The following is a 20585-nucleotide window of genomic DNA, read 5'->3' as shown; positions in this document are numbered from 1 at the left end:
GTTATCGAGCGTCGTCGACCACGTCAGTTTCTGGTCGGTCACCACCGTCAACCATCTGTGTTTGCCAAGTCCCATCGGAGAGCTGGAAGGTAATTTCTGCCGGGTCGCCACCAACTTGCTGGCGCTCTGCGGCTGACCGGGCAGCAGCCAATGCCGCATCGTGGTTTGGAAAACTCTCTGACCAGACGTCACCAACACGGTAAGCGTACCCTTCATCATGCTCGGCAACGTGATAAGTAATCGGCATTTGATATCCTTCCTAGATGGTGCTCGCGGGCCGAGACCCGCACTTGGTGAGGTAAAGGCGCTCGCCACACCTTTGCGTAGTGTCGAGTGTTGCAAGGCCTCAAATCATTATGGATCCGCCAGTTACTGGGATGACGGCGCCTGTCATGTAGCTGCCTAGACCCGATGCCAGCAGAATGTAAGCTCCAGCAAGTTCAGCAGGTTGACCGGCCCGGGCTAGCGGCATCTTCTCGCCGAAACGTTTGGCTTTTTCGTGCGGCAGGGTCGACGGGATAAGAGGCGTCCAGATAGGGCCCGGCGCAACAGCATTAACGCGAATGCCTTTCTCTGCCAGCATTTGTGCTAGCCCAGCTGTGAAATTAGATATCGCACCCTTCGTGGCCGCGTAAGCGAGCAGTTCCGGCGACGGTTGGCGGGACTGAATGGAAGTCGTGTTGATGATAGCACTGCCTTCCGGCATATGTGGAACGGTTGCCTTGCAGAGAAAGAACATCCCGTGAATGTTCGTCTGGAAAGTTTCGAGCCATTCATCGGTGCTGATTTCATCCATCGATCCGCGCGACCGTTGGAAGGCAGCGTTGTTGACGAGAACGTCAAGGCGGCCGAATTCGTCAACTGCTTTCGCTACCAGCTCTTTGCAGTGGTCTTCGCTCTTGATGTCCCCTGGAACCAAAAGCGCCCTTTTGCCAGCTTTTCTCACCCATTCAGCGGTCTCCTGAGCGTCCTCGTCCTCGTTAAGATACGAGATGACGACGTCAGCGCCTTCTCGGGCGAAAGCGATCGCGACGGCCCTGCCGATACCGGAATCACCGCCGGTAATTAGAGCTACTTTTCCGGAAAGATGATTTGCGCCTTGGTACGTCTGCTCACCGTGATCGGGCAGGGGATCCATGAGTTTGGTTTGGCCGGGCGGGTCCTGTTCCGGAGCGGGGTAGGTTGGTTCGGGGCGGGATTCGTCCGACATGCTATCTCCTATTCGACAATTGGGGTGCGACAGGGGCAGAGCGCCCAACTCCCTGCACTAAATGGTCAGAAGGTTTCAAAGAGGCCGAGCCTTCTTCCAGCTTGGAGGGGCGGCTAATGATAAATGCCGGATCTTTTCTGCCGTCTCCAGTACGGAGCAGACCTGTGTCAAAGCGCATTCGAGCCCCCTTGTCGCATCGAACAACCAATAGCGATCTGGTCAGTTCCACACGATCACGGCATGTACACTACCGTACCGAGCGTCGATGGCGGTGAGGCAGCTGATAGATTGAGTGTAGGATGGCTCCGCGCCTAGGGACCACGGCGGGGACCTGTGATATTAATGATACTCGCCGAGTATTCGCCCGTCCCGGGCTATCTGCCGTGGAACGAGAGGTCCTTCCTTCTGTTGGAGTTGCAATTACAGCCCAGGGGATCGACATGCCTCATGAGCAGACCGAACGCATCGTAGAAATCAATGGCATTGAATTGCATGTGATGGAGGCGGGTCGGTCTGATGGAGAGCCGATCCTGTTGCTCCATGGGTTTCCCGAATTCTGGTGGGCTTGGCGAAATCAGATATCCGCTCTGGCTGAGGTAGGCTTCCGTGTGATCGCCCCAGATCTGCGCGGATATAGGCAAAGTTCCGCGCTGCCCGGATGGAAGAACTATACGGTCGAAAAGCTAGTCTCGGATGTTGTCGAGTTGGCAGCGGCATTACGGGTGGGCCGGTTCAATCTTGTTGGGCTCGACTGGGGCGGCATTATCGCGTGGACACTCGCAGCTCGACATCCGGTGTTGGTTCATCGGCTCGTGGTTTTGAACGCCCCTCATCTCGACATCGTCCAAACTGTTTTAAAGGAGCGCCCGACCCAGATCTTGAAAAGCAGCTACATCGGATTTTTTTCAGCTCCCATTGCTGCCTGAGCGCATGTTGGCGGCTATGTCGTTCAAGATCCTCCGAACGGCCCTTTCCCAAACTGCGAGGGCAGGGACGTTTACATTTGCGGAACTGAACGCATACCAGACCGAATGGCAACGGCCAGGAAGGCTGGGAGCTATTACCGAGCGCTAGTCCGTCGAAGACCAACCATACTGGGTAGGATCGTGCCGCCAACGCTTATCATCTGGGGATGCAAGGACACTGCCCTTGATTACAAGTTGGCGGAGGCAAGCCTGCTTCAATGCGCGAACGGCAGCATGATCACTCACCGAAATGCGACCCACTGGCTCCATCTCGAAGAGCCAGAGTGGGTCAACGAAAATCTGGTTCAATATCTTCTTGGAGACCAGGAACTGGATCGGCACGATCCTGGGATTTTTGAGGAGGCTGGGTGAACCTGCTTCACCATTCTTCCTCCTCATCATCCCACCTTGCCGCATCGGTGAGCTTTTGGTGGGTCTGAGCATTCCACTCCTCAAGCGCTCGCTGCCAATGCGCTTGATCAGCACCATCTGGTCGGCCAGCATGCTCCCATATTTCATAAGCTCTTCGGGTAACCCAAGCGTCTCGATCTTCCAAGAAGTCTTCCTCTGCGAATGAGGTCTCGAATTTGGGGCGCGGCCGCCGCACATCAATGTCCGCTACCGTACAGATGGACGGAGCGAACTTGCTCCTCACACTATCGGGAACCGACTTTCGCGAAATTTGTTCGGCTGTAACGAAGAGGAGTAATCTATGGATCTAGAGCAAATTCGTAAGCTCGCACACGCCAAGTGGGAAGCTGAGGGCCGACCTGAAGGGCAACAAGATCGTCATTGGCGAGAAGCCGAGCATGAGGCGTCCCACGGTAATAGCCCTCAGACATGGTCAGCTGATCGTGGCGGCGGGGTGTCTCCGCCAACCAGCACCGGTCTGGTTGAAAATGAACAAGTTCAGGAGCCAGCGAACGATTGGCCCGCCGCAGGTGATGGCGACGAGAGCAATGCAGGACGAGGCTGAGATTTTCTAATGCCAAAGTTCTATTTCGAAATCTTAGAGCGCGACGGAAGCGTCACCGAGGGTGAGGGCGACTTCGCTTCGCTCGACGAGGCAAAGATTGAGGCGGCTCGTATGCTGACGGATGTCACCGCAGACGGACTGCCCTGTCCGCCGATGAACATGGTCTCAATCGAAATCTTGGGTGAATCGAGTGAGCCTCTCTGAGAGGCCCGATTGTCGTACGAAGAGATCGACAAGGCAGCTATTATCTCGGCGGCAAAGAACAGCGATTGATTGTAACGTCGCGACTGGCGTTCCTTGTTGTGCCGAGGTCGGGTCAGGCTTGTATGTCGGCTACACTTGCGATGTGGTCCCGCCTTATCGCGAGGCGTGATTTTGCAGGAAGCTGCTGCCACCGAACTTTTCTGATGCGAATTCACTTGGTGCGTCATCTTGGCGAGAAGACCACTCGACGATTTTATCCGTTAGGTGGGGCCACCTATCCGGCGGGGGATAAGTGTAGTCACGCGCGTGACTAAAAAATGCCGCTTTAATATAGAGATAAATGATCTATGGGTTGCTTCTACATTAGTTGATTCTCATGTCAGGATGATCGTTTTGCGCTCCAAGGACGCGCTAGAAATTCACTCGAAACTGCTATCGGCGCTTGCCAATCATAAGAGGCTCCAGATCATGCAAATCATCTCTGAGCAGGAAGTTGGCGTCGGTGATCTGGCTAAAAAGGTGGGACTGAGCCAGTCAGCCCTGTCACAGCATTTGGCAAGGCTTCGGAACGAGCAATTAGTGGTTACTCGTCGAGATGCTCAGAATGTTTATTATTCGACGAACCACGCAGGTGTTCGCACCATTCTGAATAGCCTGAAATCGATCGAGCGAAGTGCTCCAGAAGACAAACCAAAAACAAACCTCATCGAAACGGGTCAGTGAACTCTAGTGGGTGTGCTTTGACGGAGACATCGGCGCGTTGATAGGCACAACAATCCCCACATAGCGGATGATATCTCCGTCCTTGTTTCGGAAGCCACGACCGTAACCCGTGACGAAGGCGTAGTGCCCCTCTGCGTTCATAACCCGATAGGTCTCATTTTGCGGCCTGTCTGTCACGATGCTGTCGCGGATCGTCTTCGCCAGTTGAGGCCGATCTTCTTGGTGCACCCGGTCCAAATATGACTCAATCGGCAGACCCTGTGACGCTACGACTGGGTTCAAGCCGAAGAGATTGGCGAGCGCACCGTCTGCGTAAAGAATATTCTCCGGCACATCCCATGTGAAGAAGTCTGCTTCAGGGGGAGCTTCACCGACCACCTGGGCCACAAATAAAATATTATCCAGAGTGTTCTTTGCCTTTCGGAGTGCCCGAGATCGACACGCGTCTGCCGGGCGGCGGACTAGCTTACGGCGCCATTCATGAATTTGCGGGCGGGGGCGGTGGAACCATTGATGGCGCAGCGGCCGCATTGTTCGCAGCCGGAATTGCAGCTCGCACGAAGGGAAAGATCGTGTGGTGCCTAACGCGCCCTGACCTGTTTTTTCCCGCCATAGCCCAAGCGGGATTGAATCCCAATCGGGTCATCTTCGTGGAATCGGACCGGGAAGAGGAGGTCTTGGCAAGCATGGAGGAAGCGCTTGCGTACGGCGGGCTTGGAGCCGTTATTGCCGAACTCGTGCGTCTTCCGATGACGGCTTCCCGGCGACTGCAGCTCGCTGCCGAGAAGAAAGGAACTATGGGTCTCGTTGTGAGGCGTTGGCGGAGGCAGACAGAGGCAAATGACTTCGGTCAGCCGACGGCGTCAACGACCCGCTGGCGGATCAGTGTCCTTGGTAGCGAAGCGTTGCCGGTGCCGGGCGTGGGAAGACCCCGCTGGTTCTTAGAGTTGATGAGAGTGAAGGCGGGGGAGTGTGCGGAGTATTGCGTAGGAGCATGTGATGACAAGGGTCGTATCCATTTAGCTGCCGAATCTGGCCACGGATTGGATACGTCGCGCCGATCCATCAATTCCGGTTGAGCAAGCTATGGCCGTCATTGCGAAGAGTGGATCAAAGCGTTGGGTATCGGCTGCCGATGCCGCCGCTCGGGCAGCCGGAGTGCGGGTTGGGATGCCTGCCGCCAAAGCCCAAGCACTTTTCCAAGGTCTGATGCTGATCGATGCCGACCTGGACGCATATAATTTGGCCCTGGAAAGGTTGTCGCACTGGGCGCTGACGCAGTATTCGCCCATTGTCGCGATGGACCTACCTGACGGAATCGTCATGGATACTGAGGGTGCGGATCACCTGCGCGGCGGCGAGCAATCAATGCTCACTGGCATCGTCAACCTTTTTCTTGCAAAGGGACTGACCGCTCGGGTCGCTGTCGCTGATACCTGGGGTGCCGCTCATGCTTGCGCACGGTCCACCGATCGCCAAGTCATTATAGTGCCGCCTGGTCAGGTGGTCCGCGCAGTGGAGCGGTTATCGATTTCCATGCTCCGCTTGCCGGAAAAAATCGTCGGTGATCTACGGACCTTGGGCTTCAAGACGGTCGGCGAGCTATCGGCAACGCCGCGTGCTCCGCTTGCGCTTCGCTTTGGGCCGGAAATCGGGCGACGGTTGGATCAAATGTTCGGCCGAGTGCCGGAACCAATCGAACCCATTCGTACTCCCGATCAGATCGAGGTAAGCCGATCGTTCTCCGAGCCCATTGGTGCTGCCGAGACCATCAACAAATACGTTGGACGCTTGGTGATTCAGCTCTGTGAAGAACTGGAGCGGCGTGGCCTTGGCGTTCGGCGTACAGACCTGATCGTCCATAAGGTTGATAACACTAATCAATCCATTCGAGCGGGAACCGCCAAGCCCGCTCGTGACGTCGCTTGGTTGACAAAGCTGTTCAAGGACCGAACCGAAAAAATCGAACCTGGCTTTGGCATCGAAAAGCTCGTTCTCGTCGCGGTCATGTCCGAAGTCCTCGAAGAGAGCCAACGGACCTCATCTCTCGTCGAAGAAGAAGAGGAAGATATCACCCCTCTGATCGACATTTTCGGTAATCGCGGCCAGCGGGTTTACCGCTTGGCCCCGGTCGCCTCCGACGTGCCTGAGCGGAGTGTTCGTCAAATTGCGGCTACAGCTGAAGACGTTGAGTTCTCCTGGACTGCCCGTTGGCGAAGGCCAGTCCGCTTGCTCGCTCGGCCGGAACTCGCTGACGTCATTGCGCTGATGCCTGACCACCCCCCGGTCAGCGTCACTTGGAGAGGCAAGCGCAGAAAGGTCAAGAACGCAGACGGCCCCGAGCGGATTTTTGGCGAGTGGTGGGAGCGATCTTCCGAGTGGGTCGCGGTTCGCGACTACTTCGTTATCGAGGATGAAACGGGAGAGCGTCTGTGGGTTTTTCGCTCCGGCGACGGCGTCGATGCCGTGCTATTGGTTCCAGCCCCGTGGACATGGTCGACCTTACCTAGTTTATTGTTGTCTGCTCCATACACGGATCGCGCGTTCAAGGACGGATGAGACGAGTTCTGTGGTGGTCAGTCGAGCATGATCTGCGTGTTTCATTGAGGTCTCCTGTTTGACGATGACTGAACCGCCAGCAGCGAGGGATAGTTCCGTATTTTGAGCAAGTCGTTGCCAACACCTCATAGCACTGGCGGAAGGCCTCGGCACAACCCATATTCTCGTCAGAATTTTCACTCGGAGATTTGACATGACGACAGAACGCGCTGTTTTAGCTGGTGGCTGCTTTTGGGGAATGCAGGATCTGATCCGGAAACTCCCTGGTGTCGTTTCGACCCGGGTCGGGTACACTGGAGGCTTCGTTGAAAACGCTACCTATCGAAATCACGAAGGCCACGCCGAGGCGATTGAGATCAACTTCGATCCGGCTAAGACCAGCTTCCGCGACCTTCTTGAGTTCTTTTTTCAGATCCACGACCCAAGCACCTTGAACCGCCAGGGCAACGATATCGGGACAAGCTATCGTTCGGCGATTTTTTACACATCGGACAATCAAAAGCAGGTCGCGGCTGACACCATTGCGGACGTCGATGCCTCCGGAATTTGGCCGGGCAAGGTGGTGACCGAGGTGGTGCCTGTTGAAGAGTTCTGGGAAGCCGAACCGGAACATCAGGATTATCTCGAACGCATCCCCAACGGCTACACCTGCCACTTTCCCCGTCCCAACTGGCGGCTGCCCAAAAGAGCCTCCGTTCTGAGTGCATAGCTTTTTTGTCTGACGCGAGCAGAGCGCATGTGTGTTGATTTCCACTGAGAGCTGACCCGGCGCAGCCCGATATTTCCATTGAGAATTGACCCATGTTTCAACCGTCTCTCGCGTGTTTTCAGCGGGGGCTCTGGAGTGATCGACATGGCATTACTGAGCGTGATCCGACGCTGGTATTTTCGAGACCATATCTCGATCCGGGAGATTTGCCGCAGGACCGGCCTGTCCCGGAATACCATCCGCAAATACCTGCGCGCCGGCGGCGTGGAGCCTAAGTTCAAGGTCCCTGATCGGCCGAGCAAGCTTGATCCATTTGCGGATCGGTTGGCTGCCTGGCTGAAGACGGAATCCAAGAAGGGCCGCAAGCAGAAGCGAACGATGAAGCAGTTGCATGCCGATCTGGTGAGCCTCGGCTACGAGGGGTCATACAATCGGGTTGCGGCATTCGCTCGGGAATGGCGGGATGATCGTCAGAGGGAATTGCAGACGACCGGCCGTGGCACGTTTGTCCCCTTGGCGTTCGAGCCTGGTGAAGCCTTCCAGTTTGACTGGTCGGAAGATTGGGCGATCATCGGCAATGAGCGCACCAAGCTCCAAGTCGCTCATACGAAGCTGAGCTACTCCAGGGCCTTCATCGTCCGGGCCTATCTTCTGCAGACGCACGAGATGCTGTTTGATGCCCACAATCATGCATTCTGCGTGTTCGGAGGCATCCCCGGCCGCGGCATCTACGACAACATGAAGACTGCAATCGACAAGGTCGGCCGTGGCAAAGAGCGAGACGTCAACGTGCGCTTCATGGCCATGGCCAGCCATTATGTGTTCGAGCCCGAGTTTTGCAATCCAGCGTCCGGATGGGAAAAGGGACAGGTCGAGAAGAACGTTCAGGATGCCCGTCATCGCTTCTTTCAACCGATCCCTCGCTTTCCATCATTGGAAGCCCTGAATGATTGGCTTGAGCTTCGGTGCAAGGAGTTCTGGGCGAAGACACCGCATGGCCAGATGCGTGGCACTATCGCCGACATCTGAGCTGAGGAGGCTCCAGCCCTCATGCCCGTTTCCAGGCCGTTCGACGGGTTTGTCGAATACACGAAGCGGGTCACACCTACCTGCCTCGTGCATCTGGAGCGCAACCGCTACAGCGTTCCGGCATCCTTCGCCAATCGACCGGTAAGCCTTCGCGTCTACCCAGATCGTGTTGTCGTCGCGGCGGAAGGTCAGATCGTTTGCGAGCACCGTCGCGTCATCGATCGTTCCCATGACCGGCCGGGACAGACCATTTACGACTGGCGGCATTATCTGGCGGTGGTGCAGCGAAAGGCAGGTGCTCTTCGCAACGGTGCTCCATTCGTCGAGCTTCCCGAGGCATTCCGGACATTGCAACAATATCTGCTCAAGAAGCCAGGTGGCGACCGCGAGATGGTCGATATCCTGGCACTCGTTCTTCAGCACGACGAACAGGCAGTGCTCTCGGGCGTCGACATGGCGCTAAAGTCTGGTGTGCCGACGAAGACGCATGTCCTGAACCTGCTGCATCGCCTCGTCGACGGAAAAACCTTCACGCCGCCGACCCTCGACGCACCTCAGGCCCTGACGCTCACCAACGAGCCCAAGGCCAATGTCGAACGATACGATACCTTGAGAAAGACGGAGGTTCGCCATGCGTCATAACCCGGCAAGCGGCGCGATCGTCATCATGCTGCGGCAACTGAAGATGCACGGAATGGCCCACGCCGTCGGTGATCTGACCGAACAGGGATCGCCGGCGTTCGAGGCTGCCATTCCAATCCTGTCCCAGCTTCTCAAGGCGGAAACGGCCGAACGAGAGGTCCGATCGACGGCATATCAACTCAAGACGGCACGCTTCCCGGCCTATCGTGATCTGAACGGCTTCGACTTCGCCAGCAGCGAGATCAACGAGGCGCTCGTGCAGCAACTCCATGGCTGCGACTTCCTCAACGACGCCAACAACATCGTCCTGGTCGGCGGTCCCGGCACGGGCAAGACGCACATTGCTACGGCGATCGGTGTCCAAGCCATCGAGCACCACCATAAGCGGGTCCGGTTCTTCTCGACGGTCGAGCTGGTCAACGCGCTGGAACAGGAAAAGGGGCAAGGGCGCTCCGGCCAGATCGCCAACCGCCTCGTCCACCCTGATCTCGTCATCCTCGATGAGCTTGGGTACTTGCCGTTCAGCGCGTCAGGCGGTGCGATGCTGTTCCATCTGCTGAGCAAGCTCTACGAGCGGACCAGCGTCATCATCACGACCAACCTCAGCTTCAGCGAATGGGCCAGCGTCTTCGGTGATGCCAAGATGACCACGGCATTGCTCGACCGGCTTACCCATCATTGCCACATCCTTGAAACCGGAAATGACAGCTTCCGCTTCAAGAACAGCTCTGCGCATGAGCCCAAAACAACGAAGGAGAAACGCAAGACCTTGACCACTACGACCACCACAAACGATACCTAAAGGCGGGTCACTTCTCGGTGGAAACGCCGGGTCAGCTCTCAGTGGAAATCAACAGTACGGAAAGACATCCGGCGGAAACATACTCTCGGAGAACCAGGGCCCGTTGGATTTGATCCCAGCTTTGTGTGCTGAGTACAGCTTTTCAAAAGCCTGGGCCTCACTGTCTGCTATGACGGTGAACGAATCTGCGATTTTGAACTGAGACTTGAAGTCAGAGAGCGTCTGGGAGTGCTCGTCCGTCTTGTTGGTGATCACATCCTGGAACCAGATCGACGAGGGCACTGGCGACTGCACGAACGCGATCGCAAGGTTGTTTGCGATTGGGGTTTGAGATCGGTCGGGAGTTACTTTCCCGTTCTTCTTTCTCGCTCATGGCATCCTTGATGTGTTGCAGGCTGCTGAGCTCGCCACTGAATTCCTCATTCCGTGGATCGGACTGACGCATCCATAACCAGTCTGAGGGTCGTGGATGGAGCGCCACATTGGGGTGCGCTGGGGAAATTTATCCTGGAATTTCCAAACTAGATTTCCCAGAGGCGGGTTAGGGAATCATTTTGTTGGAAGCGACAGGCATGTCGCACTTGGAAATAGAATGTACCGATGCTGGTTCCAGCTTGAATGCAACGCTGCTCGAAAATCTACACGCATTGCCGTTCAAGAGCCAATAGATGTCGGCCGAACATCTCTTTCGGCGTCTGAAACCCTAAGCACTTGCGCGGCGTGTCATTCAGTCGGTCACATAGAGAGCGGATCTCCTGATTGCTGACCTCAAGCACAATCGTTTCCGGTGGCAGGTAACGGCGGACGCGCTTGTTGGTGTTCTCCACCGTCCCTTTCTGCCAAGGCGCCTGCGGATCGCAAAACCAGGCTGCCGTTCCCATGCCGTGCTCCAACTCGCGCCATGAGACGAATTCCAGCCCTCGATCGAATGTCAGGCTCTGGCGGGCCAGCGCGGGCAGGGGCGCCAGATGGCGGATCAACTGGCTCATGATTGGCTTCGATCGCCTGTCGTTGTTGCGAAACAGCAGGGTATAGCGGCTCTTGCGCTCGACGACGGTCGTGATGTTGGCGGCACCGTGCTCCTTCCTGAAGATCATCAGATCTGCTTCCCAGTGACCGAACTCGCTTCGCGAATTGATCGCTTCCGGCCTGTTGCGAATGGCGCATTCCATTGGAAAGACGAGGCTTCTGGGTTTGCGTGCGTATCGCGATCGGCGCTTGCGGCGTCGCTCAGGCAGATGCCGGCCCAGCTGCTGATCCTGACCTTCCTGGGAATAGACGTACTGGTAGATTGTCTCATGGCTCAACCGAGCGGCTGCGCCACTGGCAAGCCGCAATCGACCAGAAATCTGTTCCGGCGACCAGCCGTCCTTGAGGCGATCGATGACGGCAGCACACAGGCTGGGATCACGCAGAAGCTTGCGGTATCTGCGCCGCCGGTCAGACGCCATTCCGTGCGCTGTGACATGCCAGTATCCTTCAGCAATAGGGACTTCGCGGTCGTGCCAGAAATTCCGCCGCAGCTCCCGGCAGATCGTCGACCGGTCGCGGCGGAGGGTACGTGCGATCTCGGCCTGACTGATCTTCTTCTCATACATCCGCGAAATGATGCGGCGTTCGTCCAAACTCAGCTGCACAAAAGAGCGGGCCATTCCATCCTCCTGAAACCATGGCCATTATTGTCTTCGTTGCATTTGAAAATGGAATCTGCCCGATCCATACAGAAAGATCGCATAAGATACCTTATGGAACTGCTTCTCACGATTTTTAATTGCTCGCCGGCCGGATCGGTCGGCGTGGCGTTTCTCGTTGGGCGATGACGGCATCGAGTCCCCGCGCAAAACGCCAGCTTGAGAGCGACGAATCCTCGACCAGCGCCAGGCATCCGCGGGAAAAGTCGACGACGGCCAGACCCCGAAAGCGACGACCATCTGTGAAGGCGTCGCTGACAAAACCCAAGCGAGGGCGAAGGGCTTCTCGTCCTAAAGCACGTTTGCGTCCGCCACGTTCGCGCACCGTCAGCTCTCTTGGCGAGAGAGACGCTGCAGTTTCCAGGTTCATGATGATGCTCTGCCGAGCCAGAATGACGTCAATGCGGCGATAGCCGAAACGACGGCGCTTAGACGCACCAGCTTCTTGTTTGCGATATGAGGCACAGCGTCCCGCTTCACATCGGGCGTCACTACTTTTTTGAAGCGACATCTTTCAGAACGGAATTGTCCAGCATGGTCTCGGCCAGCAGCGCCTTCTGTCTTTGTATGCTCGTCTCCCAAAGACTTTGGTTTGCGTTCATCTGACACCTCCAGGCCCCAAACTTCACCTTGTATTTGTAGAAGGTCGCCTCGGATTTCCCGTGCTTGCAGCAAACATTAGCCGTCCGCATGCCGCTCTTCTGCTCTTTCTATATCCCGATGATCTGCTCGTCCGTGAACCGTGAGTGCTTCGTCCGTCACGTTGATACCACGGAGTCTACCAAAATCTAGAACACGTTCAGGGCTCTGGTCAGCAAGCATCACTGAAAGATACCGAAAATCAGTTGGCTCTACGGAGTGAGGCACGAGTTAACGCTTGGCTGCGTTGCATGGGCTTGCGATCCCCCCTCTCAGGCAGAAACGATCTGTTCAAGTCTGCGGCATGGTGATCGGGGCCTTGCCGTCGACGTCACCGAAGCTATCCGTCATCCAAGTCTGCACAGCGCAAACAGAGAATAATATAGTTATAGAGAATACGATGGTTGCAAATGGGCGATGTCTGCCTCGTTGGGTTGCGAATGCGGCACGTAACCCATCAGCCAAATTTCCATGCGTTCCAGCGGAATGAGTTCAGCCGTATTTATCGATGCGAAGCCGTCAACCCACGCTGCAAGCTCTACTGAGTCTCGATCGAGACACGAATTTGCGGTAACGAACTTACCGACGCGCGCTGCACAACAACCGTCTTCGAAGGCCGCGGCATAAAGATCGTTGTCTTCAAAATGATTGGTCCCCCAACAGCAGTGGTTGATTTGAGACAATTCCATTGCCGTGTCGAGACGGGCAGCCGGCTCTTGCGGTTACTTGTCCAAATCAGAAAGCGGTTTTCTCCGCGATGGGCGTGATGCAGTGGTCACGCTCAGCGTCAGGTCGAAAAGTTTCGGAGCGTGAACAACACGATCTTCTCCGCAATGCCTGGCGTAAGTGCGTATTGGATGTTCTTTCCCTTCTTGCGGCTGGTGACGAGCCTCAAGTCTCTTAACCGCCTAAGATGCTGAGATAATGGTGATTGCTGAAGACCAGTAAGCTGAACGAGCTCGAACACCATCAGATCGCGCTCAGACAGCTCTGTTAGCACCTGGAGACGAGCGGGATGTGAAACGGCTTCGAAAATTCTCGCTGCATTTTTGTGATTTGCTGTCATAAATCTAAATATACTTTCTTACGCAGAAAAAATAAATCGACGTTCTCTCTCAACGCGGTAGTAAAGGAGCGTTCAACAGGTTTCTGATTGCGTTTAGTTTATCTTTCCGGCACGCAAATTAGGCTCCCGGACGACAGTCCGGACCCGCTCTCCGGATCGCTGACGTTGCCCCACACCCTAGATTGTACGGGTGCCGAGGCATATATGTCTCGATATGACCCAATCAGAATTCGCGCGCCGTTTCGCCGAAGAAGTCCCCAAGATATCTTTCCGAGAGAAGAAGTTTCCATTCGGTCGCGACCCGATGAGTTGCGTTCTGGGCGTGGCTGCAACCTATTCTTGCGGTTATCTCGCGCACGGGGAAACGCCAGAAAATTACGCGCGCGAAGATGCCCATTTATGGGAATGACTTACCCGAACCGCCGTAAGATCAATGGATCTGTGCCCACGCCGGTATGCAGGTAATGGAGCCTAAACCGAGCTTCTCATTATACGTCTCCATGGCTTCTCTGATTGTTGTCAGTTCCCTTTTCTGTCGCTCGCATTCAGACTTCGACAGTAATCAAGGCCATTCGCACGCGCATCGCGGATCAGGGTCCGCCAGTCCATCCGCCCGAACGTTTCTTCCAGATAATCCGCCATAACGGACCGCAGCGCGTTCTCGACCCCGAAAACGATCGGATACATCGACGAAAACTCCTTGATTGCGGGTGTAGATCCGATGGGTGACCAGTCATTGCTCATGGGTCGGTATGGCCTGAGGAGCGCGAACCTGAACGGCTTCGCGGACGGCGTCGCGCAGCAAGGTCGGCTTCAGGGTATTCACCCAGCAGCTGGGACGCCGGCACATGCCGCTTGGTCATGCTGGAGTACTGGTGTCCATTGATTTCCCCACTCTATAACATAGTTACTCGCTCAGTGGCGGCACAATGGTGTTGCGAAATATGCAATGCAACAGAACAGCCATGCTCAAATCGCATATCGACACCAAGCGGTCAGGTCGCCGCCGGCCAATCGTTCGCTGGTTCGTCAAGCTCACCCGGAGCATCGGCAGGATCCGGATCCTGGCTGTATGCGCGCCGCATATCTGCCAGCTCCTTCTCCATGGCTGCGATAACCACAGGCGTTTCTGAGCCTGCGGTTACGTAGTGGTCAACGAGCTGTTCGAGCTTGAGGCGAAGGTCGCCGGCGATACCGGTCATGGTGATGCCCTCAATGTTTTGCGGGACGATGGTCGCCCTTGTCGCCCTCGCCGGATTTCGCGACCGTCTTGGCCTTCTGTCGTTTGTCGGCTGAGAGCGATCGGCCGACATCGACGCTCTCCTTGAACTGGCCCTTCTCGTCCCGGCGGACGTAGCGCTTGTCGGTCCCGGTATCGATCAGCTCTCTCTTCGACATCTGAATTCTCCTTCGGTTGCGATAAGCGAATAACTCGCGCGCGCCCGAAAAGATGCATCGAATCCATAGGCTTGATTTGAATCTCATGGTTGCAGGAGAAAATTGAATCAAACCATTGAAAATGATTCATTTTTCGAATCGGAACTGAGTCGCCGATGACGCAGTTGAATCGCATAGGTTGCGTCCTGTGAGAGGAGTTCGATATGGCCGGTCAGCGTGCTCAATGGAAAGGTTTCATCAAGTTCGGTGAGGTGTCGTGTGGCGTGGCGCTTTACACAGCGGCCTCGACCTCGGAGCGGATCACCTTCAATACGATCAACACTGCGACCGGAAACCGCGTCAATCGAGTATTCATCGACAGCGACACGGAAGAGCCGGTACCGAAGGAAGCCCAGACCAAAGGCTTCGAGATCGAAAACGGCCAATACATCATCATCGATCCTGATGAGGTGGCGGCCACTATGCCTGAGAGCAACAAGACACTGGAGGTCGAAGCCTTCATTCCCTGCTCCGATGTCGACGATGTCTACTTCGACAAGCCGTATTACCTCACGCCCGACAAGATGGGCACGGATGCGTTCGCCGCCTTGAGAGACGGCATGCGCAAGTCCAAGGTCGCTGCAATCGCCAGGACGGTTCTGTTTCGACGGATGCGCACCGTTCTCATTCGCCCACATGGCAAGGGCCTCATCGCGACCACGCTGAACTACAATTACGAGGTTCGCTCTTCGAAGAAGGCGTTTGAGGAGATGCCGAAGATCAAGATCCAGGGGGAAATGCTGGATCTTGCCAAGCACATCATCTCGACGAAGAAGGGCGATTTCGATCCCGCGGCCTTTGATGACCGTTACGAGGCGGCGCTGGCGGAGCTGGTAAAAGCGAAGATCGAAGGCAAGGCACTGCCGAGCCGCAAGAAGGTCGAGGTGTCCAAGCCGAATGACCTGCTCGCGGCACTGCGCGAAAGCGCTGGTCTCGGCAAAACCAAAGACGACAAACCGAAACGCACTGCCGCCAACGCCAACACAGGTGCTGGCCGGCAGCGCGCCGCGCGCGGGGCGGCATCAAAGACCGCCTCTTCGAAAGCTGCCCCGCAGCGCAAGGCCGGGTGAGGAGACGAGATCATGACACTTCGCCCCTATTGGAAAGGCTATCTGAAACTGTCGCTCGTTACCTGCCCGGTCTCGATGATGCCGGCGACGTCAGAAGCGGAGAAAGTCCGGTTTCATACGCTGAACAGGGAGACCGGTAACCGCGTCGTCTCGCAGTATATCGACTCTGTGACCGGCAAGCCGGTGAAGGACGACAATGAGGCCAAGGGCTATGCTCGCGGCGAAAACGACTACGTCATCCTGACCGACGACGATCTCGACGCCGTCGCCCTCGACACGGTGAAAACGATTGATATCGATAAGTTCGCACCGGCCGACAGCATCGAGTGGGTCTATCTGGAAAAGCCCCACTACCTGATGCCAGACGATCCTGTCGGACACGAAGCCTTTGCTGTGATCCGGGATGCGATGAAGGCCGACAAGGTCGTCGGCATTTCGAAGCTTGTTATCGGCCGCCGCGAGCGGGCCGTGGTCCTCGAACCTCGCGATGACGGCATCGTCCTGTGGTCGTTGCGATTTGGCGACGAAGTTCGGCCTGAAGAGAACTACTTTGAGGATATCGAAGCTGAGGCTGACAAGGATCTCATTCCGTTTGTCCAGAAGCTGATCAAGCAGAAGACCGCGCGCTGGTCGCCTAATATGGTCAGCGATCCGATCCAGGATGCACTCCTTGCTCTGATTGAGCAGAAGAAGAAGCAGCTCAAGCCGAAGAAGGCCGCGAAGGGCAAAAAGGCGGATGCTGCGCCAGCTTCGAATGTCGTGAACATAATGGACGCTTTGCGCAAGAGCGTCGAAGCGGATCTCAAAAAGAAGAAAGTAAGCTGACATGCAGGAAACCGAGATCCGTCTGTGTGAACCCGCACCATTTATCTATTTCGAAAACGGGCAGATCGCCGTGACAGATGGTTCGACCGTATGGCTGGTCATCGTCACCTGCGAAGCGATGAGGGTGACCGCGCCTCCGCCGGAGAAATCGCTGAGACGGCTAGTCCGCTATGCCGAATTCTATCGCGACCTTGCGGCTGCAGCCATTCGACGTGGCGATGATGTAGACGGCAAAGTCTGGGTGCGCGAAAGCGATGTGATCGCCGCCCGACAATCACATGGAGTGCGAGGCCAGAACATTCATACACTGGATCGTGTTTGAGCAACGAACCCAAGCCATTCCCTCAGACGCAGGACGGCCGGTATATGGTTGTGCGAGGACGGCTTTGGACGCTCAGCAATCCCCAGCTTGCAGAATCCAAAAGAGATGCTTTGGTCTCGGAGCTGATGGATGTACGAAGGGCAGTCAAGGCTGCCAAGGGCGACGCCGAAGGAATGAAGCTTGCCCGCCAGCGCGTGGACGCCGCGAAAATTGGCCTTGGAGAACGTGGCCCCGTTTGGTGGAGCGACGGCGAGCCGGATTACAATCGGAAGCTCGCCACGTCCTATCGAGAATGGTTCAAAAGATGGCGCGTTCTATTTAGGGTTTTGATCCGCCCGACGGGTTGGGTGGTGCCGCAAGGTTCTCTGGCTCGCTATGTACAGGCGCCGATACGGATGCGGTCGTCCGAGGATCTGATGCCGGGCCAAGCAGGTAGCCCGCCGCCACCGCCGCGACAACAACCCCCATGGCGATCGCCGCAATACGAATTATTCTGCTGTTCGGTCGGTCCTCGTCGCGCAAACTGATCTCTCCCGATTGTCACGGCACGTCCTCAGCTGCCTGGCGACGGCTCTGCCGCCTCTGCGCCGGCCTGTCCGTTTTTTGCCTGGTCCTCGCGGGGCGCGATCTTGGCCTCGCCAGCTTTCTCGTGTTGCCGCTGCAAATCGCGCTCGATCGTCTCACGTGATCCTTCCGCTGGATCCTGTTCAGGGTGGTCTTTTGGGTCGGTCATCGTCCTATCTCCTCTACCTGCCGAACCCCTGTCACGGCTGAAAAGTTCCGCCACAGGATGCGCCGCGAATTCTGCTTCTTCAGTGCCTTGACTGGTGACTGGCAGACGACATCTCATGGCTATGAAACGCGTATTGCCGCCTACGACCGACAAGCATCCCGATCGCTTTCTGCAATGTCAGGAAGCGATGGCCGGCGCGTTTGCGGATGTCGCAACGGCGGCTGTCAAAGCGGGCGGGAATCCTGAAGAGGTAGCTTCGGCCATGGTGGAACTGGCCGATCCACGAACGCCAATCGCGACCTTGCTCGAGACCGCTCGACTTTAAGGAGAGGATGACCCGATGTGCGGAAGGTTTGCGTTCGAGCATGAGTGGCCGGCTCTTCTCGATCTCTACGAGCTGCCTGTCGAGGAACGCGGTCGAAACACTCAGGCTCGCTTCAACATAGCCCCGACACAAGACGTGCTGATCGTTCACACCGATGCCGACGGCCATCAGAAAGCGGAGACCGCTTGCTGGTGGCTGGTGCCCTTCTGGGTCAAAGAACTGCCGAAAGGCGCGATGTTCAATGCGCGGATCGAAACGATCGGGACGTCACCAGCCTTTCGGAACGCGTTCAAGTCGAAACGATGCTTGATTCCGGCTCACGGGTTCTACGAATGGACCGTCAATTCCGATGACGGCAAAAAGGACCCATGGCAGATCCACCAGCCGGGTGGCACGCCATTCTCATTTGCCGGTCTGTGGGCGCATAATGACAAGCTTGGAATCACCAGCTGCACGATCGTCACGATGCCGGCGGCAGAGCTGATGAACAGGCTGCACGACAGCCATCCGGCTATCCTCGATCCTGCAGCGTACGAGTAATGGCTCGATCCTTCGACAAGCGGAGCCCGAGCAAACGAGCTTCTCGGGAAGCAGAATCTTGATGGCTTACTGGAGTTTCACCGTCTCGCGAGACGTGAATTCCACTCGATCCGAAGGAAAACCTGAGCTCAACCCGCTCTGAACGTGGCCTCGACCTGTTGCCACAATCATTCTTTGGGGGAATTGAGGTCGCGGCGTACAGGTAAGGTGCTCGCCTGGGCGCCGTCGTTTACATTGACCCTATTGACGTAACGCTCCAGATCCAGCCGCGCGGCGGTCGGCCCACCTATGAACTGAGTCAGCCGGTCCGACGTCTCGAACATGCCGGTCAGGATGTCCATCTGCCAAAACCCTCCACGAACGGCTTCGATTTCCAGCTCAAGTAGCGCTGCCCGCTCCGCAAGCTGCCGCTCATGCTGCTTGTGGCGAGTGATGTCCTCAATTTGAGATATGAACCGCACGACCTTGCCGTCGGCGTTGCGTATGGCGACCACGTGGATGAGGACATGTACGATCTCTCCAAACGGCCGCAAGTACGGCTTTTCGACCGTGTAACCTTCCCGCTTCCCCTGCAGCACCTGTCGAGGGTCAGATCCGCCTCGATATCATCCGGATGGGTAAAATCCTTAAAATGCGTTCTAAGCACCTCCTGGGTAGGAAGTGACAGCACCTTGGCGAACGCCGCATTGCTTCTGATGATGCGCCCCTCAAGGTCCACCAGGGCGATGCCGATCAGGGCGTTTTCGAAGGCAAAGTCGAACGGCGCAAGGCGGGTTTCAGGATCATCGGCGGTGTAAGGTTGCGCTGCTATCTTTCCTCCGAAGACAAGGATTTGACCGCGATAGGTGTGTTTTAGGCGATGATAATCAAGGTGCCGGTGTCATTCCCGCACCACAGAGATAAACAGCATTTACATTCCGCTAATCTTGGCATTAGCGTGACGCCGGAGATGCGGCGGGACATCTTCCAGTTCTGCCAGTTTACCATTCTGCTTCAGAAACACGCGAAAGTTCTCGCGAACCGCGTCGATCGGCCAGCGACCGTTTGCCGCCTCGCGACAGTATCGGACAAGGGTCTCATAAGCCAGGTTGCGCTTTTCCTGCGGCCACTCATCCAGAAAGTCGAACACGTCATCGATCCCGGTGATTTCTTGTACGAAATACCGGCGTTGCACATAGAGCGGTTTATTGAACAGAGCGAGTAACATTGGAACCTCCTTCTGTGCTCTGCATGAGAGGGGGTAGCCGACCCCGATGAGGCCGGCCGTACTGTGGTTGATCCGAGACCTTTCGGTCGAACGTCATCCTTTCATGATATGAGGGCTATCAAGCGAATGACCTCGCCGACTGCCGCGTTCTTGCTCAGGCGACCTGACGGTCGGTTTCCAACCGAAGCGGTTCGCTGTTGGACGATCCATGGCCGATCTCGACCTTACGGGGCTTCATCGCCTCCGGCACCTCGCGCTTCAAGCTAATCGTCAGCAGCCCGTGGCGAAGATTGGCACCTTCCACCCTGACGTGGTCAGCAAGCTCGAACCTCCGCTCGAACGAACGACCGGCAATGCCGCGGTGGAGATGTTCGCCCTGCAGCTCTTCGGATTTGCCGCCTCTGATAACCAAGACGTTGCGCTCCTGGGTGATATCGAGATCGCCCTCGCTAAAACCCGCCACCGCCATCGTGATACGATAGTCGTCTTCGCTGGTCTTGACGATGTCATAGGCAGGCCAAGTATCTATTGCGTTGAGGCGCTGCGTATTGCTGAGCAGATTGAACACGCGGTCGAAGCCGATGCTCGAACGGTACAGCGGGGCAAAATCAAGTTCAGTTCTCATAACCATATCCTCCGTAAAGCAACATGGAAGGAAGCGGTATATCCGCCTCCTCGGTCAGCCGACCCCTCACTGGGCCGTCGGCGCCGATCGATTTGGTTTCTCAGGTTCGCCGTTCAAGACCTCATGGGGAAATTTTTCGAGCGATTTTGATGGCGTCTTGTTCGTCGCAAATCTCATCCTATTTCGATTCCCAATCCTCGACTTGGGAGCATCGAGATGGACGACTTAGCGAGTGACACGTTTCCGGATGCCGACCTGGAAATCATGCCGCCGGAGCACATCGCTG

26 protein-coding genes and 3 pseudogenes are annotated in these 20585 nt (G+C 56.3%); 14 read left to right on the top strand and 15 right to left on the bottom strand.

Annotation, left to right across the window (positions count from 1 at the left end):
* Position 1: 1 nt before the first annotated feature.
* Both HNQ72_RS22195 and HNQ72_RS22190 read right to left on the bottom strand, forming a co-directional pair.
* The gene (locus tag HNQ72_RS22195) at positions 2 to 247 is read right to left on the bottom strand and encodes a DUF2188 domain-containing protein (RefSeq protein ID WP_183995375.1); all 246 of its coding nucleotides are present in this window, start codon (positions 245 to 247) and stop codon (positions 2 to 4) included.
* Between the two features lie 99 nt (positions 248 to 346).
* Entirely contained in the window at positions 347 to 1210 is an 864-nt protein-coding gene (locus tag HNQ72_RS22190; RefSeq protein ID WP_183995373.1) for a glucose 1-dehydrogenase, read from the bottom strand.
* A 440-nt stretch (positions 1211 to 1650) separates the two neighbouring features.
* Between HNQ72_RS22190 and HNQ72_RS22185 the strand changes: the two genes are divergently transcribed.
* A complete protein-coding gene (locus HNQ72_RS22185; RefSeq protein ID WP_183995371.1) occupies positions 1651 to 2136 on the top strand; it encodes an alpha/beta fold hydrolase in 486 nt (161 codons plus the stop codon).
* Positions 2137 to 2554: 418 nt separating this feature from the next.
* On the opposite strand, the gene HNQ72_RS22180 is transcribed toward HNQ72_RS22185, so the two are convergent.
* Entirely contained in the window at positions 2555 to 2782 is a 228-nt protein-coding gene (locus HNQ72_RS22180; protein WP_244654473.1) for a DUF2934 domain-containing protein, read from the bottom strand.
* A 105-nt stretch (positions 2783 to 2887) separates the two neighbouring features.
* On the opposite strand from HNQ72_RS22180, the gene HNQ72_RS30980 reads away from it, so the two are divergent.
* From HNQ72_RS30980 to HNQ72_RS22165, 3 genes are all read left to right on the top strand, one after another.
* Positions 2888 to 3151: a DUF2934 domain-containing protein gene (locus HNQ72_RS30980; RefSeq protein ID WP_183995367.1), complete on the top strand. Its 264-nt coding sequence runs from the start codon at positions 2888 to 2890 to the stop codon at positions 3149 to 3151.
* 9 nt (positions 3152 to 3160) lie between these two features.
* The gene (locus HNQ72_RS22170) at positions 3161 to 3355 is read left to right on the top strand and encodes a DUF6894 family protein (RefSeq protein WP_183995365.1); all 195 of its coding nucleotides are present in this window, start codon (positions 3161 to 3163) and stop codon (positions 3353 to 3355) included.
* 393 nt (positions 3356 to 3748) lie between these two features.
* Positions 3749 to 4078 carry an ArsR/SmtB family transcription factor gene (locus HNQ72_RS22165; protein ID WP_244654474.1) on the top strand — a complete coding sequence of 110 codons (330 nt, stop codon included), beginning with the start codon at positions 3749 to 3751 and terminating at the stop codon, positions 4076 to 4078.
* A 3-nt stretch (positions 4079 to 4081) separates the two neighbouring features.
* On the opposite strand, the gene HNQ72_RS22160 is transcribed toward HNQ72_RS22165, so the two are convergent.
* Positions 4082 to 4465 (bottom strand): PAS domain-containing protein, encoded by a 384-nt coding sequence (locus tag HNQ72_RS22160; RefSeq protein WP_244654475.1) that lies wholly within the window; start codon positions 4463 to 4465, stop codon positions 4082 to 4084.
* A 26-nt stretch (positions 4466 to 4491) separates the two neighbouring features.
* On the opposite strand from HNQ72_RS22160, the pseudogene HNQ72_RS30655 reads away from it, so the two are divergent.
* The 5 genes and pseudogenes from HNQ72_RS30655 to istB all read left to right on the top strand — a co-directional run.
* Positions 4492 to 5157, top strand: a pseudogene (locus tag HNQ72_RS30655) (ImuA family protein); the annotation flags it as partial.
* Positions 5102 to 6637, top strand: coding sequence for a Y-family DNA polymerase (locus tag HNQ72_RS22155; RefSeq protein ID WP_244654488.1), 1536 nt, complete (start codon positions 5102 to 5104; stop codon positions 6635 to 6637). The pseudogene HNQ72_RS30655 and the gene HNQ72_RS22155, both read left to right, overlap by 56 nt.
* A gap of 193 nt (positions 6638 to 6830) precedes the next feature.
* Positions 6831 to 7346, top strand: a complete 516-nt coding sequence (msrA, locus tag HNQ72_RS22150; RefSeq protein ID WP_183995363.1) for a peptide-methionine (S)-S-oxide reductase MsrA — start codon at positions 6831 to 6833, stop codon at positions 7344 to 7346.
* Between the two features lie 144 nt (positions 7347 to 7490).
* Positions 7491 to 9017: pseudogene (gene istA / locus HNQ72_RS22145) on the top strand (IS21 family transposase).
* Positions 9007 to 9819 (top strand): IS21-like element helper ATPase IstB, encoded by an 813-nt coding sequence (gene istB, locus HNQ72_RS22140; protein ID WP_183995361.1) that lies wholly within the window; start codon positions 9007 to 9009, stop codon positions 9817 to 9819. The pseudogene istA and the gene istB overlap by 11 nt, the downstream one beginning before the upstream one ends.
* Positions 9820 to 10457: 638 nt before the next feature.
* Here the strand turns inward: istB and HNQ72_RS22135 are convergent.
* The 7 genes from HNQ72_RS22135 to HNQ72_RS22105 all read right to left on the bottom strand — a co-directional run bounded on the left by HNQ72_RS22135 (position 10458) and on the right by HNQ72_RS22105 (position 14613).
* Positions 10458 to 11471, bottom strand: coding sequence for an IS30 family transposase (locus HNQ72_RS22135; protein ID WP_112504184.1), 1014 nt, complete (start codon positions 11469 to 11471; stop codon positions 10458 to 10460).
* 115 nt (positions 11472 to 11586) lie between these two features.
* Positions 11587 to 11880, bottom strand: coding sequence for a hypothetical protein (locus HNQ72_RS22130; RefSeq protein ID WP_183995359.1), 294 nt, complete (start codon positions 11878 to 11880; stop codon positions 11587 to 11589).
* A gap of 655 nt (positions 11881 to 12535) precedes the next feature.
* On the bottom strand, positions 12536 to 12838 hold the full coding sequence (locus tag HNQ72_RS22125) for a hypothetical protein (protein WP_183995357.1): 303 nt from the start codon (positions 12836 to 12838) through the stop codon (positions 12536 to 12538).
* A gap of 98 nt (positions 12839 to 12936) precedes the next feature.
* On the bottom strand, positions 12937 to 13215 hold the full coding sequence (locus tag HNQ72_RS31335) for a metalloregulator ArsR/SmtB family transcription factor (protein ID WP_183995355.1): 279 nt from the start codon (positions 13213 to 13215) through the stop codon (positions 12937 to 12939).
* Positions 13216 to 13734: 519 nt separating this feature from the next.
* Positions 13735 to 13902 (bottom strand): hypothetical protein, encoded by a 168-nt coding sequence (locus HNQ72_RS22115; RefSeq protein ID WP_183995353.1) that lies wholly within the window; start codon positions 13900 to 13902, stop codon positions 13735 to 13737.
* 308 nt (positions 13903 to 14210) lie between these two features.
* On the bottom strand, positions 14211 to 14417 hold the full coding sequence (locus HNQ72_RS22110; protein WP_183995352.1) for a hypothetical protein: 207 nt from the start codon (positions 14415 to 14417) through the stop codon (positions 14211 to 14213).
* 10 nt (positions 14418 to 14427) lie between these two features.
* A complete protein-coding gene (locus HNQ72_RS22105) occupies positions 14428 to 14613 on the bottom strand; it encodes a hypothetical protein (protein ID WP_183995350.1) in 186 nt (61 codons plus the stop codon).
* A gap of 203 nt (positions 14614 to 14816) precedes the next feature.
* Between HNQ72_RS22105 and ku (HNQ72_RS22100) the strand changes: the two genes are divergently transcribed.
* The 3 genes from ku (HNQ72_RS22100) to HNQ72_RS22090 are packed head-to-tail and all read left to right on the top strand — an operon-like array spanning position 14817 to position 16869.
* Positions 14817 to 15722, top strand: coding sequence for a non-homologous end joining protein Ku (gene ku / locus HNQ72_RS22100; RefSeq protein WP_183995348.1), 906 nt, complete (start codon positions 14817 to 14819; stop codon positions 15720 to 15722).
* A gap of 12 nt (positions 15723 to 15734) precedes the next feature.
* Positions 15735 to 16547, top strand: a complete 813-nt coding sequence (gene ku, locus HNQ72_RS22095) for a non-homologous end joining protein Ku (RefSeq protein ID WP_183995346.1) — start codon at positions 15735 to 15737, stop codon at positions 16545 to 16547.
* Position 16548: 1 nt separating this feature from the next.
* Positions 16549 to 16869: a hypothetical protein gene (locus HNQ72_RS22090; protein ID WP_183995344.1), complete on the top strand. Its 321-nt coding sequence runs from the start codon at positions 16549 to 16551 to the stop codon at positions 16867 to 16869.
* Positions 16870 to 17422: 553 nt separating this feature from the next.
* Here HNQ72_RS22090 and HNQ72_RS22085 read toward each other — a convergent pair.
* Complete coding sequence (locus HNQ72_RS22085; RefSeq protein ID WP_183995342.1) at positions 17423 to 17602, bottom strand: hypothetical protein; 180 nt, start codon at positions 17600 to 17602, stop codon at positions 17423 to 17425.
* Positions 17603 to 17717: 115 nt separating this feature from the next.
* Between HNQ72_RS22085 and HNQ72_RS22080 the strand changes: the two genes are divergently transcribed.
* Both HNQ72_RS22080 and HNQ72_RS22075 read left to right on the top strand, forming a co-directional pair.
* Complete coding sequence (locus HNQ72_RS22080) at positions 17718 to 17927, top strand: hypothetical protein (RefSeq protein WP_183995340.1); 210 nt, start codon at positions 17718 to 17720, stop codon at positions 17925 to 17927.
* Positions 17928 to 17942: 15 nt separating this feature from the next.
* On the top strand, positions 17943 to 18467 hold the full coding sequence (locus HNQ72_RS22075; protein ID WP_244654476.1) for an SOS response-associated peptidase: 525 nt from the start codon (positions 17943 to 17945) through the stop codon (positions 18465 to 18467).
* Between the two features lie 167 nt (positions 18468 to 18634).
* Here HNQ72_RS22075 and HNQ72_RS22070 read toward each other — a convergent pair.
* From HNQ72_RS22070 to HNQ72_RS22060, 3 genes and pseudogenes are all read right to left on the bottom strand, one after another.
* A pseudogene (locus HNQ72_RS22070) lies at positions 18635 to 19278 on the bottom strand (PAS domain S-box protein).
* Positions 19279 to 19377: 99 nt separating this feature from the next.
* A complete protein-coding gene (locus HNQ72_RS22065) occupies positions 19378 to 19674 on the bottom strand; it encodes a DUF982 domain-containing protein (protein WP_183995337.1) in 297 nt (98 codons plus the stop codon).
* 154 nt (positions 19675 to 19828) lie between these two features.
* Entirely contained in the window at positions 19829 to 20299 is a 471-nt protein-coding gene (locus HNQ72_RS22060) for an Hsp20 family protein (RefSeq protein WP_183995335.1), read from the bottom strand.
* Positions 20300 to 20585 lie beyond the last annotated feature (286 nt).

The sequence above is a fragment of the Aliirhizobium wenxiniae genome (assembly GCF_014201355.1).
GTDB classification, from domain to species: Bacteria; Pseudomonadota; Alphaproteobacteria; order Rhizobiales; family Rhizobiaceae; genus Neorhizobium; species Neorhizobium wenxiniae.
Note: the sequence above shows the minus strand (reverse complement) of the source record. Positions and strands in the feature narration are given on the sequence as shown.